Genomic DNA, 16,230 nt, shown 5'->3' on the forward strand with positions numbered 1-16,230 from the left:
CCGTTTTTCGACATGGATTTCTTCCGTCGAAAACGGGCTTTTACTTATATAGTAAGTTTACGATTGTTCGAATCTGCGCTGGAATTCGGTAATCGCTTCGTAATCTTCCTCCAGCTTCCGCGATATGCGGATAAAGATGGGCAGCAGCGCCTTATAAACATCGGAGCTTTCTTTTACAGGATGGTGTTCGTGGGTACCGCCGACCATCGTTCCAACGATGTCGAGTGATTCTGCTCTTCCTGTGGCGTACAGACCGAGCACCACGGCACCAAGACAGGAGCTTTCATAACTTTCCGGTACGATAACCTGCTGATCAAAGATATCCGCCATCATTTGCCGCCAGATGGGAGAACGGGCAAAGCCGCCGGTGGCGTGAATTTTGGCCGGTCGGCCGATTTGCTCCTCCATCGCCAGGAGCACAGTATACATATTAAAGATCACACCCTCCAAAACGGAGCGGATCATATGCTCTTTTTTATGATTCAGGGTCAAGCCAAAGAACGATCCCCGGGCATTAGGATCCCATAATGGTGCACGTTCTCCGGTCAGATACGGGTGAAAGAGAAGCCCGTTCGACCCTGGCGGAATACGGTCCGCGATTTTGGTTAACACATCATACGGATTGATGCCAAGCCGCTTGGCCGTTTCAATCTCCGAGGCTGCGAATTCATCCCGCACCCAGCGGAATATCATGCCGCCGTTATTAACCGCGCCTCCGATGACCCAGTGCTTCTCGGTAAGGGCATAACAGAAGATACGACCCTTGGGATCGGTCATCGGCTTGTCCACTACGGTGCGGATCGCACCGCTCGTTCCGATCGTGGCCGCAACGACGCCCGGCTGGATGGCGTTCACGCCCAAGTTGGACAGAACGCCGTCGGCAGCTCCCATCACAAATGGCGTGGACGGGGAGAGGCCCATGGCTGCAGCAAATTCATTTTTCAAGCCGTTCATGATATGGGTGGTGGGTACAATCGTGGACAAGTGGTCTTTGGTGATGCCGGCAAGTTCGAGGGCCTGCTGATCCCATGCCAGCTGCTCGAGGTTCATCATCCCGGTGCTGGATGCAATGGAATGGTCGACAACATACTGTCCGAATAACTTGAAATAGACGTATTCTTTAATCGAAATGAATTTGGCAGCTTGATTATATACGGATGGCAGCTCGTATCTCATCCACATGAGTTTGGTGACAGGGGACATGGGATGAATCGGTGTTCCGGTACGTTGGTACAGCTCCATGCCGCCCAGTTCTTTTTTTAGCTTCGCAGACCAGGCTGCGCTGCGGTTATCCGCCCAGGTGATGCAGCGGGTCAGCGGGGTGCCATTCCCATCAACGGCAATCACGCTGTGCATGGCCGCGCTGAATGAGACAAACAGGACTTGAGCAGGGGCTATTCCGCTCTGTGTCATGACCCCTTGGACAGAAGCAATGACGGTTTGAAAAATTTGCTCCGGATCTTGCTCTGCCGTAGAGGGGGTAGGGGTGAGCAGGGGATATTCACCGCCGGCTTTGGCTACAACCTCGCCATTCTCTTTGAACAGCACCGCTTTGGTGCTTGTTGTTCCGATATCAACACCGATCATATAGTTCTGCGTACTCAAGAGACATACCTTCTTTCTACGTAAGGGCACCCAGGCAGCTGCTTGAATATCAGCCTTCCGGGAGCCCTCATGTGTCTTATAGCTTTATTATACAATTACATTCAGAACAAGAGCCAACACAAGTCCAGTTACGGACAGGATGGTCTCCAGCACGGTCCAGGATTTGAGGGTCTGTGATACCGTCATATTGAAGAATTCCTTTACCATCCAAAAACCTGCATCGTTTACATGAGACAATACGATGGAACCTGCGCCGGTAGCGAGCACCACAAGCTCCACATTGACGCCTGGCGTCATGGCAAGCACGGGAGCGACAATTCCGGCTGCTGTTGTCATCGCAACCGTTGCAGAGCCGGTTGCGACCCGTATAAGCGCAGCGACAAGCCATGCAAACAGTATGATGTTGATGTTTGCACCCGTCGCGATTTCGGCGATGGCGTTACCAACGCCGCTATTGATCAGCACCTGCTTGAACGCACCGCCCGCCCCGATGATCAGAATGATCGTTGCAACAGGGGCGAGACATTCACTGGTGAAGCGGGAGAGATCATGTTTGTTGAAGCCGCGGGCGAATCCAAGCGAGAAGAAGGAAAAGACCGCAGCAATCAGCAGTGCAATGATCTCATGACCGACGAATTTGCAGAACACGGATATAAAGCTGTTGGACTCCGGATCGATAATATCAGCCGCAGAACCAATGAGCATCAGAATAACCGGCAGCAGGATCGTAAACAGGGTGATGCCGAAGCCTGGCAACCCGCGGTCCGCTTTGCTTGAGAATTGCTCGGCCAGCTCTTCAGGCGGATCCGTCATGATACGTTTACCGATAAATTTACCGAACACCGGTCCAGCAAGAATTGCAGCAGGTATTCCAACCAGGAATGAGTACAGAATGGTCATGCCAAGGTCCGCATTATAAGCTTCAATCGCGATCATTGGAGCGGGATGGGGCGGCACCAGACCGTGTACGGTGGACAATCCGGCCAGAATGGGAATACCGATGTGCAGCAGGGACATTTTTGTTTTGCGGGCAACCGTGAAGACGATAGGGATCAACAGGATGACACCAACCTCGAAAAATACCGGTATACCTACAATAAAGCCGACAACCATCATGGCCCAGTGGACGCGCTTCTCACCGAACCGATCGACGAGGGTGGTTGCGATTTGCTCAGCGCCGCCGGATTCCGCCATCATTTTCCCGAGCATCGTACCCAGGGCGATAACGATTGCAATCGTTCCAAGCGTACCTCCTAAGCCGCCTGTAATCGAAGTAATAACGTCTGCAGGCTGCATGCCTGTCAACAATCCAAGCATCAGTGCGGAAATCAATAGCGTAACGAAAGGATTCCATTTATATTTGGATATCAGCACGATCAGGAAGACGATCGTCAGCAGTGTCCAGATCATCAAAGTAGCATTATGACTGAGACCGAATAGTGAATTCATACCTTGCTTCCTCCTATAGTTGACCCATATTGAATCGGGAAATAGATAATAGTTGAGATGTTCCGGGATAGTATACCCAAATCAAAGCGAATCTCATTGTATACTTGTCGACAACTTAAAGCGTGCCAATCGTATAAAGGAAAGGAGGATTAACCTAACCCTCCGGAAAACTAAGATGAAGCGTTTGACGGGAATCATCAAAATAACGCTGAACCGCCGTCTGAATCCTTGCCGAATCCAGGGATTCCATCTCTGCGATGAGCTGCAGATGTTTATCCATGACATAACGGACTTTGAATTCCCCACCACTGAACACCTGACGTGTCGTAATTAACATGACAGTGATCACGATCGGACGAATGCTCTTCCATAGATGAAGAATTCGTTTATGACGGGCTTCCGTAATGATTCGTTCGTGGAATGCCAGATCCTGATAGGAGAACTCAACCGGGTCCTGGTGCTTGGCGGCAAGCTCCATTCGGTCCACGATTTGTTTTAATTGTTGGACTAATTCAGGCTGCGGATGTACAAATACATGTCCCTGAACAAAGCTCTCAATAAGATAGCGGACATCGTACAATTCCTCAACTTCCTTAAGCGATAAGCCCATAACCACTGCGCCCATGCGTTCCAATTGGATTAACCCTTCGCTGGACAGCGTTTTCATTGCTTCCCGGACAGGGGATCTGCTGGTGCCGAATTCTCCCGCGATTCGGTTCTCGGACAGGATTTCCCCCCGTTTTATGGTGCCGCTAATAATTTGCAGTCTCAGTTCACTTGCGATGGCCTCTCCGAGAGAGGCTCCCTGAAGCCAGGTTGAGGGATACTTCATAGCATGATTCTCCAATCCGATGCTGATTCTTGTGTTTCTAGTGGTAATAATACCACATGCGAAGAGAAGGGGACCATGAATGCGTTCTGCGCAGGATGCCCTTATGTATCAGCAGGGATTAACGAAGAAAAGAGCTATTCCGATTTCTCAACTGCATGGCCGCCGAATTCATTGCGAAGCGCGGCCACGACCTTGCCGTGGAACGCATCCTGGTCAAGGGAGCGGTAGCGCATAAACAGGGACATGGCGATAACCGGTGCGCTTGCTTGAACTTCGAGTGCGGTTTCAACGGTCCATTTTCCTTCGCCGGACGATTGCATAACACCTTTAATGCCTTCGAGCTTGGGATCTTTGGAAAAAGCATTCTGCGTCAGCTCCATAAGCCAGCTGCGAATGACGGATCCATTCGACCATACCCGAGCAACGTCCTCGTATTGGAAGTCAAATGCGCTTTTCTCCAATACTTCAAAGCCTTCCGCAATGGATTGCATCATGCCGTATTCAATTCCGTTATGAACCATCTTCAGAAAATGGCCGCTGCCGCTGTTCCCTGCATACAAGTAACCGTTCTCAACTGCCATATCTTTAAACAGGGGTTCGATGGTAGCAAATACGTCGCGGTTGCCCCCGATCATAAAGCAGCCTCCGTTATGGGCACCTTCCATGCCGCCTGAAGTACCGGCATCAAAGTAGTGGATCCCTTGGTCCGTCAGTTTGGCTGCGCGGGCAATGGAATCTTTGTAATGGGAATTCCCGCCGTCAATCAGAATATCGCCTGGCTCCAGTAGAGGTGAGAGAGAATCGATGACGGAATCTACGATATTTCCTGCAGGCACCATCATCCATAGGATGCGTGGTTTATCCAGCTTGGCCACAAGAACTTCGGTTGACGATGCGGGCTCGGCTCCATATCCAGCAGCTTGACTGACCAACTCCGTATTTAAGTCGTAAGCGACGACCTGATGCTGCTGATGAATCAGATTTTGAACCAGATTGAGGCCCATTTTGCCCAGACCGATCATGCCTATTTTCATAAAACAATGCAGCTCCTTCTTAGGTGTATACTTGTATACAACTTTAACTCAGTTATTTATACTACTCTTTTATAGCTCCTGTGTAAATAAGGAAGCTTTGGAGAAATGGAAAGGACATGATGATGTCCGAAATGACATTCTCAAGTTGTTTAAATAGGTTATCCCCATGTGGATAATTCAAAACTAGCAAAAATGACTACTTGTGGAAAACTTATGTGTGGGGGCAGGACAAGTTGGGTTTGACTTTTGGGCACGAACGTGATTAAATATATAAAGGCATTTTCTGTGAAGATGAGAACATTATCCGCTTGCTTTTAGCGGTCTGTTTACAAGATATACGTCCATAGACGTCGGTTCAACAAATCGCGGTCTATTCTTCCGTGAAAGTGCGTCAATTGACGTTTTGATCTTAAAATATGGGTAAGAGAGATTCCTGTAAGGGGGTGCATTAATTCATGAGACCGACTTTCAAACCGAATGTGAGCAAACGTAAAAAGGTACACGGCTTCCGTAAAAGAATGAGCACGAAGAACGGACGCAAAGTATTGGCTAACCGCCGTCAAAAAGGAAGAAAAGTACTGAGCGCTTAATATTGTGCCGCGAAGACCACCGAGGTGGTCTTTTTTTCGTAATATCTCCTGGAGTGTGAGGAGAGTCCTATATTATGAACACCATGCGCGTTAAATTGGTCGTAAAGTATTCAAATATAGGTGTTTATCGCTGTTTTGGCATGACTATACTATTATAATAGTAGAGATGCCGGGAAGCTTACGATGTGTTGAACTTGATTAACGGCAGGCGGGAGAAACTTGTGCATAGAAAACTTCGTTTACGAAACCGCGCTGATTTCAGCCGGGTATATCGACACGGAAAATCCTTCGCCAATCATCAGTTTGTTGTATATTGGTCACGCAAAAAAGAGGTAGAGCAGTTCCGCGTGGGCGTTTCATGCAGCAAAAAGATCGGCAATGCGGTGGTCCGCAACCGGATGAGACGGCTGGTTAAGGAGATTGTCAGGCACCACCAGCATCAGATTATCGAGCATATCGACTTGATCTTTATCGTTCGAAAAGGCGCCCTCGATAAGTCCTATCAGGAGCTGGAGAAAAGCGTGCTTCATGTATTGAGAAAATCGTCCCTTTTGAAAGCGAAGAGGGGCTGAACCATGTGTTTATTTGTCCATATAAATATGTTATGATTTACCGTGGAATGGAATGGCGAAGAGAGGGGTTTTGAAGTGTCGTTCATGAAGACAAGACGAGGAAAATGGTTCCTCCTCACCGCTGTAATTCTTGCAGTGGCCGTTATCTCAGGTTGTGCACCTGGAGCAGACCAAACGCGTACCATTGAAGATTTGAAAAATGGGGGCTTTTGGCAGAGCAACGTTGTTTACTACTTTACATTGGCACTGGATACGTTTGCTACATGGTTTAACGGTGAATACGGATTGTCCGTACTCGTGATGGTGCTTATCGTTCGTACCTTGATTTTACCGCTGACTCTGAAACAGGTCAGAAGCTCGAAGGCAATGCAGGCCATCCAGCCTGAAATTCAGAAAATTCGCGAGAAATATAAAGATCAGCCTGAAAAAGTTCAAATGGAGACGATGAAGCTCTTCCAGGAGAACAAGGTTAATCCGATGGCGGGATGTTTGCCGCTGATCGTTCAAATGCCAATATTTATCGCACTCTATCATTCGATTTACTATAACAATCTCCTTCGTGACCATGAATTCCTGTGGCTTCAGTTGGGTCAACCGGACAAGCTGTTCATTTTGCCGGTACTCGCAGCGATAACCACTTACCTGCAAACTAAAATGATGATGAAGATGAACCCGTCTCCGCAAATGGGGATGATGCAGTTCATGTTGTTCGTTTATCCGATTTTGATCTTTGTGATGTCCTTCCAGTTCCCGTCCGCACTTCCGTTGTACTGGTTCTACAGTAACCTTTACACGATCGTGCAGAACTACTTCTTGTACCGCAACAATGACAAGGCTGCTGTCGTGGCGAGCGTGGCCAGCGCAACCGAAGGTCAGAAGAGCAATAAAAGCGGCAATAAAAACGGGAAAAAGAGTGGCAGCAAAGGCGGGAAAAAAGGTTCGAAGGGAGCCAAGAAGTCGAGATGAGTAAAATCGTCGCAACAGGAAAAACCATTGAAGATGCTGTCGCACAAGGGCTGGCCCGATGGGGTGTAAGTCAAGACCGTGTATCGGTTCAAGTATTGAGTCAGCCATCAAGAGGATTCCTGGGCCTGTTCGGGGTCAAGGAAGCGAAAGTAGAATTAACGCTCCTGCCTGACCATGCCGGCGGCGATTCACCTGTGAAGGAAGCTCCTTCAAATACGCAAGCTGCATCGGCCAAAGAGGTTCAGATCTCTCATACCTCTGTTATGACGCCTGAGACGGCTGTCACTACGAAGGCAGAGGGCCCTGGTGCAGCTTATATTGAAGGGAAGGACCCCTACCAGGAAGCCACCGCCTTTCTCCTTGATACGGGACAAGCCATGGGGCTTGATATTACGGTGGAGTTGGAGAAAGGGAAAGACTATGCAACGCTTCAAATTTCCGGTGCCGGACTCGGGCTGATGATCGGCCGCAGAGGTCAGACACTGGATGCCCTGCAGTACCTGGCGAATATTGTTGCGAATCGGTATTCCGACAGTTATCTTCGTATTGTACTGGATGCCGAGAACTTCCGTGATCGCCGTAGAAAGACGCTGGAAGATCTGGCAGATCGATTGGCGGGACGGGTTCTGAAGACTCGCAAAGAGATTGTGCTCGAGCCCATGCCGGCTGCCGAGCGGAAGGTAATTCACTCCAAGCTCCAGTCACATGGAGCCGTGAAGACTTACAGCAAGGGAGAAGAGCCAAACCGGCGGGTTGTCATTACACCCAAGTCTTCCTAAATAAGTTGAAGAGCATATATGATCAATGACTCCTTAAGTTCCAAGAGGGAGTCATTGTTTTTTAAAGAGACCTATACAAAGAGACTCCGGCAGGGGTATTTCTTTTAAAGATTATCAATATGGCGGCCAAGCGAGTTCGTAGTGGTTGTGATATTGAGGTTTTTTTAATGAAAGAGGTGAAGGAAACTATGTTCAGTGATACTATTGCAGCTATTTCTACAGCAGTCGGCGAAGGTGGAATAGCCATTATTCGTGTTAGCGGACCGGATGCTGTTCAAGAAGTGGAACGTATATTCAAAAGCAAAAACAAATTAACGCAGGTGGACTCCCATACCGTACATTATGGTCATATTGCTGATCCGAAGACAGGAGAGAACCTGGAAGAGGTGCTCGTGACCGTTATGCGTGCTCCCCGGTCCTTCACGACGGAGGATGTAGTGGAGATTAGTGCTCATGGCGGGGTGATCTCCGTAAAGCGTGTGATGGATCTGTTGCTTCTATTAAACATTCGCTTGGCGGAGCCGGGCGAATTTACGAAGCGGGCCTTCTTAAATGGCCGGATTGACCTGTCCCAGGCCGAGGCCGTTATGGACCTGATTCGTTCGAAATCGGATCGTGCCTTCTCGGTTGCTCTAAAGCAGGTTGAAGGAACGCTATCCCGCAAGATCAACGAGCTTCGTCACACTCTTGTAGAGACACTGGCCCATATCGAAGTGAATATCGATTATCCTGAGCATGATGTGGAATCACTCACCTCGGAGTTCATTAAGGAGAAAAGCCAGCAGGTGATGCATGAGATTGATAAGCTGCTGAAGACTGCACAAGAAGGGAAAATCCTGCGTGAAGGAATTACGACGGCTATCATCGGCCGTCCCAACGTAGGCAAATCCTCGCTCTTGAATACACTTGCCCAGGATAATCGGGCGATTGTCACGGATATTCCGGGAACTACGCGAGATGTTATCGAGGAATTTGTCACGATTAACAACATTCCATTAAAGCTGCTGGATACCGCAGGGATTCGGGAGACGATGGATGTGGTAGAGCAGATTGGCGTTGAGAGATCCAAGCATGCGGTAAACGAAGCGGACCTAATTCTACTCGTACTGAATGCCAGCGAACCACTACATCAGGATGAACTGGAATTGATGGAACAAATACGCGGTAGACAATGCATTGTCATTATGAATAAAATGGACTTACCGTCCCAACTCGATCTGGACATTCTGCATCGGTACTACCCTGAGGAATTGATTGTTCCGATGTCTGTGAAGGCAGAAGAAGGTATCGACCGGCTGGAAGAAGCCATATCGAATTTGTTCTTCAGCGGCCAGATTGAAGGTGGGGATCTGACCTATGTAAGCAATGTGCGCCATATTGCCTTGTTGAAGAAATCCAAGCAGTCACTTCAGGATGCTTACGATGCGGCGGAACAGCTTATTCCGATTGATATGATACAGATTGATGTCAGAATGGCCTGGGAGCAGTTAAGCGAGATACTGGGCGAAGCGGTTGGTGATTCGCTCATCGATCAGATTTTTTCACAATTTTGCTTGGGTAAATAAGCAAGCAGGTTTACTATATAGAGGTGAGATTCGTTTTGAATTTTCAGGGATATCCGCAAGGGTGCCCTAGATTACGTATATAACACATTTTAGAACAGGAGGGTGAGCTATGAGTTATATGGGTGGCACTTATGACGTAATTGTCGTGGGTGCGGGTCATGCCGGCTGTGAGGCTGCACTGGCATCTGCACGTATGGGTGCCGAAACGTTAATGGTTACGATCAATTTGGATATGGTTGCTTTTATGCCTTGTAACCCGTCCATCGGGGGTCCTGCAAAAGGACATGTCGTGCGCGAAATCGACGCATTGGGTGGAGAGATGGGACGCAACATCGATAAAACCTTCATCCAGATGCGGATGCTGAATACGGGAAAAGGTCCGGCCGTTCACGCGCTGCGTGCTCAAGCCGATAAATTTTCTTATCAGCATACGATGAAAGAAACGATGGAGAAGGAAGAGAAGCTTACGCTTCGTCAGGGTATGGTAGACCAGCTCATCGTTGAGGATGGAGTGTGTGTGGGCATCCTGACCCAGACAGGTACAGAATATCGTGCGAAGGCTGTTGTGCTGACTACCGGTACGTACCTGCGCGGTAAAGTCATTATGGGTGAACTCATGTATGAGAGTGGCCCGAACAATCAACAGCCATCGGTTAAACTTGCGCATAACCTGCGTGAGCTTGGATTCGATCTCGTTCGGTTCAAGACGGGAACGCCACCGCGTGTTCACAAGGACACCATCGACTTCTCCAAGACCGAAATTCAGCCTGGGGATGACAAACCGAAGTTTTTCTCTTATGAAACAAAATCCTCCGATAATGAGCAGCTTCCATGCTGGCTGACGTATACATCGGTGGACACACATCAGATCATTAATGATAATCTTCACCGTGCTCCTATGTTCTCGGGCATTATTGAAGGAACGGGACCACGTTATTGCCCGTCCATTGAGGACAAAATCGTTCGTTTTGCCGACAAACCGAAACATCAGATTTTTCTTGAGCCTGAAGGTAAAAACACAAAGGAATACTATGTGCAAGGACTCTCCACCAGCTTGCCTGAGGATGTGCAGCTTGCGGTCCTTCGTTCCATTCCGGGCATGGAAAAGGTTGAAATGATGCGCAATGGCTATGCCATCGAGTACGATGCGATGGTGCCAACGCAGCTGTGGCCATCCCTGGAAACGAAAAAGCTGCCGGGCCTGTTTACAGCCGGTCAGATCAATGGAACCTCGGGTTATGAGGAAGCTGCAGGTCAGGGTATTATGGCTGGTATCAATGCAGCACGTAAAGTGCAAGACAAAGAGCCTGTCGTTCTGGATCGTTCACAAGGCTACATCGGGGTATTGATCGATGATTTGGTAACCAAAGGAACGAATGAGCCTTACCGTTTGCTTACTTCCCGTGCCGAATATCGTTTGCTGCTTCGTCATGATAATGCGGATCTGCGTCTCACCGAAATCGGTCATGACATCGGACTGATCTCGGCAGAACGTTATGCTAAATTCCTTCAGAAGAAGCAGTTGGTAGAGCAGGAGATCGAGCGTCTTCGTCAAGCGAAGGTGAAGCCGGTTGAGGTGAATGCTACGCTTGAAGCAGCCGGTTCTGCACCGATTGTGGATGGAAGCAATCTGCTGACAATCCTTCGTCGTCCGGAAGTATCGTTTGCGATGATCGAGTCGCTTTCACCATCTCCATATGATCTGGATGAGGATATGAAGGAGCAGGTAGAAATTCAAATTAAATATGCGGGTTATATTGAGAAACAGCTGGGTCATGTAGAGAAACTGCAAAAGATGGAGAAGAAGCGCATTCCGGAAGATATCGTATATGACGACATTAACGGATTGGCTATGGAGGCTCGGCAGAAGCTGAACAAGATCCGTCCAATCTCCATCGGTCAAGCATCGCGGATCGCGGGTGTAACACCAGCGGATATTTCGATACTTCTCGTTTACCTGGAGCACTACAACCGGGTGACCGCAGCGAAAGGATAAGGAATGGACAACATTCAGAAAGCTTTTGTTGACCGGCTCGGAGAGCACGGGATCACGATAGATGAGAAACAGCTTCAGCAGTTCGAGATGTATTATGAAGTACTGGTAGAGTGGAATGAAAAAATGAATTTGACGGGGATTACGGAGCGGGAGCAGGTTTATACGAAGCATTTTTACGATTCGGTAACGCTTGCCTTTTATGTGGATATGAGCAAGATTGGCAGTATGGCGGATATCGGATCAGGAGCTGGCTTCCCGGGTATCCCTCTGAAAATATGCTTTCCGCATATTAAGCTGACGATAGTAGATTCACTGAACAAACGAATTACGTTCCTTAAGTTTGTTGTGGACACCCTTGGTCTATCCAGCGTTGAACTGATCCATGGTCGTGCGGAGGAAGTTGCCCGTAAGCAGGGGTACCGTGATGGCTTCGACCTGGTGACGGCAAGAGCGGTAGCCAGAATGGCTGTGCTGAATGAGTTCTGCTTGCCTTTCACCAAGGTAGGAGGACGTTTTGCGGCGATGAAGGGCAGTGACCCTGCTGAAGAGGTGAAGGAGTCTGCTAGAAGCCTGAAAGAGCTCAGAGGGGCGCTGAATAAGGTGCATTCGTTCTCCTTGCCTGTAGAGGAGTCTGATCGGCACATTGTGGTCATCGATAAAAAGGGTGCCACACCTTCCAAATATCCTCGCAAGGCAGGTACGGCAGCGAAAACACCAATTATATAATCTACTTCTCTTCTTTAGAAGGGAAGTCATAGTAGAGATGGACTCGATGGAGTCCTTCTTTTTTTTATGAGTAGGGTAGGGTTGCCTCCATAAGGGTGAGAAACTCGAGCGATAGCTTTCTATCAGAGCTTCTTAAAAGCATGAGATTACGAATTTGCTAGTAGGCTTTTGTGTGAGGTATTGGATTTGTGTAAAAGGCAGCTTCATTTTTTTGAAATGGGAGTAATGAATGTTGTTTGCTCTTACGATAGGCTGAGTATCATGATGACATTCGTATTTCTATTCCGGTTGAATCTTGGATAGGATGGAATTGTTCCTATGGATATATACGTTAAAATAAGAGAATGTTTCACGTGAAACATCCCAGAAGATTTATAAATTAAAACAGTCTCTTTTTTACACAGTTGCTGATACTTGAATGAAAGCCTCTTTACTACCAGTGCAAGAACAAAATCAGGTTAGAGGGTTGCTGGACTCGCAAACATTACCTGATAGTGTTTTCTCCGAAATTTTGAACCTGGGTGGGTCCATTCCGGGGTACAGATACAGATTAAGACGTAATTCTATTGGTATATCCCACAATCATTCTGACAACTCATATCCCATGAAGCATCATAGGAGTGTAGATTTATCTACCATTCTTATTTTGGAAGTCAAAAGTTTGGAACTGTGCACAAATCATGTATAAACCAAGCGAGAAATGCAGGAAAAAAGGTGATATTGGAGAATAGAGTTATAGGACAAAAAGTGGTAGAATAGAATCGTAGTATCCATTTGAGCAGATGGGCGATTCTGCCCGTTCTTTGATGGGATGAAAGAGTATAAATCCTGGTTTGGTCACTTTTCCATCCTTGCTTCGTGCAGTCTTCATTAGAGAACTTGCGACTGCTGTTATTTGGAAGTTCCATGTCACCCAAGGGGACAGTGGTCTCTTACGAAGTAGAACTAATATATACAACTTGTGAGATATCGAAAGTTAGACAACATCATGCTATGGCCTCCTGATATATCTCTCAAGAAGCAACCGCTTCATGCAGCGGGGTTTGATCAGAGAAATGCGGTCTCGCCATTAGGGCTTATTCTCTAATCAGCATGAAATCTGTTTTTGCAGGGAAATGCCTGGCTCCACAGTGGAATCTAGCACCATGACAGCTTGGAAATTGCTATATCTAAAATGGGCGCTAGATTCATAAGGAGTTACCTCACATTGTGGTTGTCCAATCGCTTATACCGATTCCGGGAGTTTCCGGAGGCTCATCCGTGCTATCATGAAATTAGGTGGTAATATACGGAATGAAAGAACAATTTTCGAGATTGTTTGGCTTAGCGGCAGAGCGGAACCAAGGGGATGAAGTGAAACAAATCCCGGTAAACGAGATTGTCAGCAGCCCATACCAGCCACGGACGATTTTTGATGATGATAAGATTGATGAGCTGCTCCAGACGATTAAAACCCATGGGGTCATCCAGCCTATCGTCGTTCGTGTCCGTAATGGCGTGTATGAGATCATTGCAGGGGAACGCCGCTGGCGTGCGGTTAAGAAGCTGGGTCTGGACACGATTCCGGCCATTGTTCGGGAGTTCAACGATTCACAGGCGGCATCGATTGCGTTAATCGAGAATTTGCAGCGTGAAGGACTGACTTCGATTGAAGAAGCTGTTGCTTATCAAAAGCTGATAGATCTTCACCAATTAACACAGGAAAGCCTGGCACAGCGATTAGGCAAGAGCCAATCGACCATTGCCAACAAGATCCGTCTGCTGCAGCTACCGGAAGCAGTCAAGCTTGCACTGATGGAACGTAAAGTGACGGAACGCCATGCTCGTGCATTGCTTTCATTGGATAATGAAGAAACCCAGCTCAAGGTGCTGGATGAGATCATAACCAAAGAGCTGAATGTGAAACAGACGGAGGCTCGTATCGCCTTCTATAAAGAAGTAACTACGATGAAGAAATCCAAGCGCATATCCTACAGTAAGGATGTTCGTTTGGCCCTGAACACGATTCGTCAATCGATTGACATGGTCTCAGGTTCCGGAATGGCTATCAAAACAACAGAGAATGATCATGAAGATCATTATGAAATCGTTATAAAAATACCTAAACGTTAAGATATGGTGTGAAGCGGTATACATCGTACCGCTTTTTCTGTTGACCGAGGAGGGGAGATACCTCATTCAATTGAAATTCTCTTAACTCTCTTCGGCAGGCAGAGTCATATAGGTTTATTCTTACTTACAGATGAGAAACACGTGATTAATATTGTTGCTCATTTTCATCGGCGCTATATCCTGGAGCATTCCGGTACATGGGGATTGTTCACATATTTTATGTACAGCTAATTTGCTGTATACATCTATTGCGACTACTTAGAAGAGTCTTCCTACATTGAGGTGAAATGAGTGTCAAAGATAATTGCCATAGCAAATCAAAAGGGCGGTGTCGGCAAAACGACGACTTCCGTCAATCTGGGAGCTGGATTGGCTTCGCTAGGCAAACGGGTGCTTTTGGTGGATATAGACCCCCAAGGAAACACAACGAGTGGGGTTGGCATTAATAAAGCCGATGTTGCAAACTGCATTTATGATATTATCATCAACGAAGTACACCCGAAAGACGCCATCTGTGGGACAAACATAGAAGGTCTGGACATCATTCCGGCTACCATTCAACTGGCTGGTGCTGAGATTGAGCTTGTTCCTACGATCTCCCGTGAAGTGCGTTTGAAAAAATCACTTCAATTAATCAAGCCCCAGTATGATTATATTTTGATAGATTGTCCTCCGTCGCTAGGCATTCTAACAATCAATTCTTTGACTGCGGCCGATTCCGTTATCATTCCGATTCAATGCGAGTATTACGCTCTGGAAGGTTTGAGTCAGCTGCTGAATACGGTACGTCTAGTTCAGAAACATCTGAATACATCCCTCAAGATTGAGGGTGTATTGTTAACCATGCTGGACGCGCGCACCAACCTGGGCATTCAGGTGATTGAAGAAGTGAAGAAGTATTTTCAGGAAAAAGTGTACAGAACGATTATTCCGAGAAATGTTCGTTTGAGTGAGGCGCCGTCTCATGGACAGTCGATCATCACCTATGATCCCCGTTCAAAGGGAGCGGAAGTATACTTGGAGCTGGCAAAGGAAGTGATCTCGTATGAGTAAACGTTTGGGAAAAGGGCTGGATGCGCTTATTCCTTCTTTGTCTATTCATGATGATGACAAGGTAGTGGAAATTCCGCTCAGTCAATTGCGAGCGAACCCGTATCAGCCGCGCAAGACATTTAACGATGAAGCGATCCAGGAGCTGGCAGAGTCGATTCGTCAGCATGGCGTAATTCAGCCGATTATCGTTCGGAGTGTGCTGAAAGGGTATGAGATTATTGCCGGGGAGCGCAGATTCCGGGCGTCTCAGTATTGTGGAAAAGCTACAGTTCCAGCGGTGGTTCGTTCTTTTAGCGATCAACAGGTAATGGAAATTGCCCTTATTGAGAACTTGCAGCGTGAGAATCTGAATGCCATGGAAATTGCGGTGGCCTACCAGGGACTAATGGAACAATTTTCCTTAACGCAGGAAGAACTGTCTCTGAAGGTGGGTAAGTCTCGCTCTCACATCGCTAACTTTTTACGGTTGCTATCTCTACCGGAAGAAGTGAAGGAAAATGTTTCACGTGGAACATTATCCATGGGTCATGCTCGAGCGATCGTTGGAATTAAGGATCCGATCCTTGTTAAACAATTAGCGAAGCAATGTGTGGAACAAGAGTGGAGCGTTCGTGAACTAGAGGAAGCGGTTAAGAATTTGGATCGCAAGCCTGCCGACAAAGCGAAGGCGAAAGTGAAAAAGCGAGATCCTTATATTGACCATCTGGAAGAGGATTTGAGAGAGCGATTTAAAACAACGGTGAAAATTAAGCACAATAAAGACAAAGGGAAGATTGAGCTTAACTACTATAGTAGACAGGATCTGGAACGACTGCTGGAGCTCCTTCAATAATAGATGAAGGTTGTTAGTGAAGAGGGCTCTAGCACGAGTGGGATAGGTTATAGTGTGACGGATTGAAAAGCAAACCAGAGTGATTAAAAACCAAAGACATGTCGACGTTCCTGTATGGG

Annotated in this window: 14 protein-coding genes; 10 read left to right on the forward strand and 4 right to left on the reverse strand. The window is 47.4% G+C overall.

Features of this window, described 5'->3' with window-relative positions; genetic code table 11:
• Positions 1-57 precede the first annotated feature (57 nt).
• The 4 genes from gntK to gnd form a co-directional block, all read right to left on the reverse strand.
• On the reverse strand, positions 58-1,605 hold the full coding sequence (gene gntK / locus PGL02S_RS06100) for a gluconokinase (RefSeq protein ID WP_173937126.1): 1,548 nt from the start codon (positions 1,603-1,605) through the stop codon (positions 58-60).
• 87 nt (positions 1,606-1,692) lie between these two features.
• Positions 1,693-3,054 (reverse strand): GntP family permease, encoded by a 1,362-nt coding sequence (locus PGL02S_RS06105; protein WP_006207382.1) that lies wholly within the window; start codon positions 3,052-3,054, stop codon positions 1,693-1,695.
• A 154-nt stretch (positions 3,055-3,208) separates the two neighbouring features.
• Positions 3,209-3,886 carry a GntR family transcriptional regulator gene (locus tag PGL02S_RS06110; RefSeq protein WP_006207381.1) on the reverse strand — a complete coding sequence of 226 codons (678 nt, stop codon included), beginning with the start codon at positions 3,884-3,886 and terminating at the stop codon, positions 3,209-3,211.
• Between the two features lie 134 nt (positions 3,887-4,020).
• Positions 4,021-4,920, reverse strand: coding sequence for a phosphogluconate dehydrogenase (NAD(+)-dependent, decarboxylating) (gene gnd, locus PGL02S_RS06115; protein WP_006207380.1), 900 nt, complete (start codon positions 4,918-4,920; stop codon positions 4,021-4,023).
• A 455-nt stretch (positions 4,921-5,375) separates the two neighbouring features.
• On the opposite strand from gnd, the gene rpmH reads away from it, so the two are divergent.
• The 10 genes from rpmH (at position 5,376) to PGL02S_RS06165 (ending at position 16,111) form a co-directional block, all read left to right on the forward strand.
• Complete coding sequence (gene rpmH, locus PGL02S_RS06120; RefSeq protein ID WP_006207379.1) at positions 5,376-5,510, forward strand: 50S ribosomal protein L34; 135 nt, start codon at positions 5,376-5,378, stop codon at positions 5,508-5,510.
• A 221-nt stretch (positions 5,511-5,731) separates the two neighbouring features.
• On the forward strand, positions 5,732-6,082 hold the full coding sequence (rnpA, locus tag PGL02S_RS06125; RefSeq protein WP_009591465.1) for a ribonuclease P protein component: 351 nt from the start codon (positions 5,732-5,734) through the stop codon (positions 6,080-6,082).
• A gap of 75 nt (positions 6,083-6,157) precedes the next feature.
• Positions 6,158-7,048 carry a YidC/Oxa1 family membrane protein insertase gene (locus PGL02S_RS06130; RefSeq protein WP_036640559.1) on the forward strand — a complete coding sequence of 297 codons (891 nt, stop codon included), beginning with the start codon at positions 6,158-6,160 and terminating at the stop codon, positions 7,046-7,048.
• Entirely contained in the window at positions 7,045-7,827 is a 783-nt protein-coding gene (gene jag, locus PGL02S_RS06135) for an RNA-binding cell elongation regulator Jag/EloR (protein ID WP_036640557.1), read from the forward strand. Before PGL02S_RS06130 ends, jag begins: the two co-directional genes overlap by 4 nt.
• A 188-nt stretch (positions 7,828-8,015) precedes the next feature.
• Positions 8,016-9,392: a tRNA uridine-5-carboxymethylaminomethyl(34) synthesis GTPase MnmE gene (gene mnmE / locus PGL02S_RS06140; protein WP_036640637.1), complete on the forward strand. Its 1,377-nt coding sequence runs from the start codon at positions 8,016-8,018 to the stop codon at positions 9,390-9,392.
• A 109-nt stretch (positions 9,393-9,501) separates the two neighbouring features.
• The gene (gene mnmG / locus PGL02S_RS06145; protein WP_036640554.1) at positions 9,502-11,388 is read left to right on the forward strand and encodes a tRNA uridine-5-carboxymethylaminomethyl(34) synthesis enzyme MnmG; all 1,887 of its coding nucleotides are present in this window, start codon (positions 9,502-9,504) and stop codon (positions 11,386-11,388) included.
• 3 nt (positions 11,389-11,391) lie between these two features.
• Complete coding sequence (gene rsmG / locus PGL02S_RS06150; RefSeq protein ID WP_006207373.1) at positions 11,392-12,114, forward strand: 16S rRNA (guanine(527)-N(7))-methyltransferase RsmG; 723 nt, start codon at positions 11,392-11,394, stop codon at positions 12,112-12,114.
• Positions 12,115-13,407: 1,293 nt separating this feature from the next.
• On the forward strand, positions 13,408-14,226 hold the full coding sequence (gene noc, locus PGL02S_RS06155; RefSeq protein ID WP_006207372.1) for a nucleoid occlusion protein: 819 nt from the start codon (positions 13,408-13,410) through the stop codon (positions 14,224-14,226).
• Between the two features lie 291 nt (positions 14,227-14,517).
• On the forward strand, positions 14,518-15,279 hold the full coding sequence (locus tag PGL02S_RS06160; protein WP_006207371.1) for a ParA family protein: 762 nt from the start codon (positions 14,518-14,520) through the stop codon (positions 15,277-15,279).
• Complete coding sequence (locus tag PGL02S_RS06165; protein ID WP_006207370.1) at positions 15,272-16,111, forward strand: ParB/RepB/Spo0J family partition protein; 840 nt, start codon at positions 15,272-15,274, stop codon at positions 16,109-16,111. Before PGL02S_RS06160 ends, PGL02S_RS06165 begins: the two co-directional genes overlap by 8 nt.
• Positions 16,112-16,230 lie beyond the last annotated feature (119 nt).

Origin of the sequence: Paenibacillus glucanolyticus NBRC 15330 (assembly GCF_004000885.1) — a bacterium.
In the GTDB taxonomy this organism is placed as follows: Bacteria; Bacillota; Bacilli; order Paenibacillales; family Paenibacillaceae; genus Paenibacillus_AQ; species Paenibacillus_AQ glucanolyticus.